The sequence below is a fragment of the Ruminococcus sp. OM04-4AA genome, from assembly GCF_003462585.1.
GTDB lineage: Bacteria > Bacillota > Clostridia > Lachnospirales > Lachnospiraceae > Mediterraneibacter > Mediterraneibacter faecis.
Genome location: NZ_QTZH01000148.1, coordinates 1 through 1,291 on the forward strand (window position 1 = coordinate 1; position 1,291 = coordinate 1,291).

General features: G+C 39.0%; 3 protein-coding genes. All 3 read right to left on the bottom strand.

The genetic code is table 11. From position 1 onward, the window contains the following. Positions 1-304: hypothetical protein (locus DXB52_RS15805; protein WP_472520582.1), on the bottom strand; the 304-nt coding region annotated here is incomplete at its 3' end. Between the two features lie 4 nt (positions 305-308). Further along, positions 309-938, bottom strand: a complete 630-nt coding sequence (locus tag DXB52_RS15810) for a hypothetical protein (protein ID WP_118108062.1) — start codon at positions 936-938, stop codon at positions 309-311. Positions 939-956: 18 nt separating this feature from the next. After that, on the bottom strand, positions 957-1,172 hold the full coding sequence (locus DXB52_RS15815; RefSeq protein WP_147338222.1) for a hypothetical protein: 216 nt from the start codon (positions 1,170-1,172) through the stop codon (positions 957-959). Positions 1,173-1,291 lie beyond the last annotated feature (119 nt).

Genomic DNA, 1,291 nt, shown 5'->3' on the forward strand with positions numbered 1-1,291 from the left:
TGTTATATGCGTAGGTTACGTCCTTTTCGGATGTCTCTCCCTTTGCGTCCTGGTATGATTTCTCCAACAGGTCATTCAGTTTGTCGTAATCATACGTGGTTTTCTTGCCACTTGCCTGTGTATGTCCGGTCAGTCTGCCTTTTTCATCATAATCAAATCTCTCGGTTCTTCCTGCCGGATCTTTAATGGATGTCAGGTTGCCTTCTAAGTCATAAGTATAATTCGTTGTCTTATTTGCTGCATTGGTGAAGGTTTGATATAAAACTGCCAGGATTTTACTCCCGGCAGTCCACTTTTTCCATATTCAGTTATTCTGTTGGAAACATCGCTGTCTCCAGCTTGCTTCCTTCGGTTTCAGACATCTCATACGTCCCGGAATGATTCTTTTCCACTTTTACAGTTACTGTCACCGAATCTCCATAGCTGTTCTTATCAATGCTCTTCTGCACGCTTTCCGTTAAAACAGATGCAAATACACCCGGATCTGTTTCTTTCATTCCCTGTACAATCTTTTCCTTGCTGACTTCTGCGGAGCTCTGCTGCAATGTCTGAAACACATCGGATGGTTCAACTTTTACACTGACCGTGTAATTACCATCCTCATCCTTTTTCTCATCCTGCACCTTGTACTTCGCCAGTTTTTTAACCTCTGCCATCTTCTCTGTGTAAGCTACAATCTCCTCTTCTGTGATATTGTCGGAAGAGGTAAATTGCTGGCGGATGCTTTCATTCAAATCTTCTTCGACCTGTTTCTTCGCATCCTTTTCTGAGATTTCCATCAGATTCGCATAATCTGTATACTCTCTATGATACTCTGCATCAAGAGAAGATTTGACATAGGATTGGGCATCGAAATCGGATTGCTTGGAACAAGCACTAAAACCAACGCATAACATTGCTGTTCCGAAAATCACTATATATTTTTGTAATCTCTTCATCCTGTCATCCTCGCGTTTTTACTTTACGAAAAAATCCACAAATTTTTCAGCTTTTGCTGGCAGTTTAAATCTATATTCTTTTCCGTCATAATTAAAAGAAAACTTTCCACCAAACATTCCAGCCTTTCCTCGGATATTTTTCATATCGGGAATATGAATCTTTGCCAGTTGTTCACCATAAGAATTATCAATATTAGCATGATGAACATATAATGTATCTTTGCATATACTCAACAGCACCAATCCTTTAATCCTACCGCAAATTCCTTCTAGAAGATATTTTTTTGATGCATAAATCCTTTAATCCTACCGCAAATTCCTTCTAGAAGATATTTTTTTGATGCATAAATATA

Coding starts and splice junctions, on each gene's coding strand:
- DXB52_RS15810 (WP_118108062.1), bottom strand. CDS start 938: ATGAAGAGATTACAAAAATATATAGTGATTTTCGGAACAGCAATGTTA.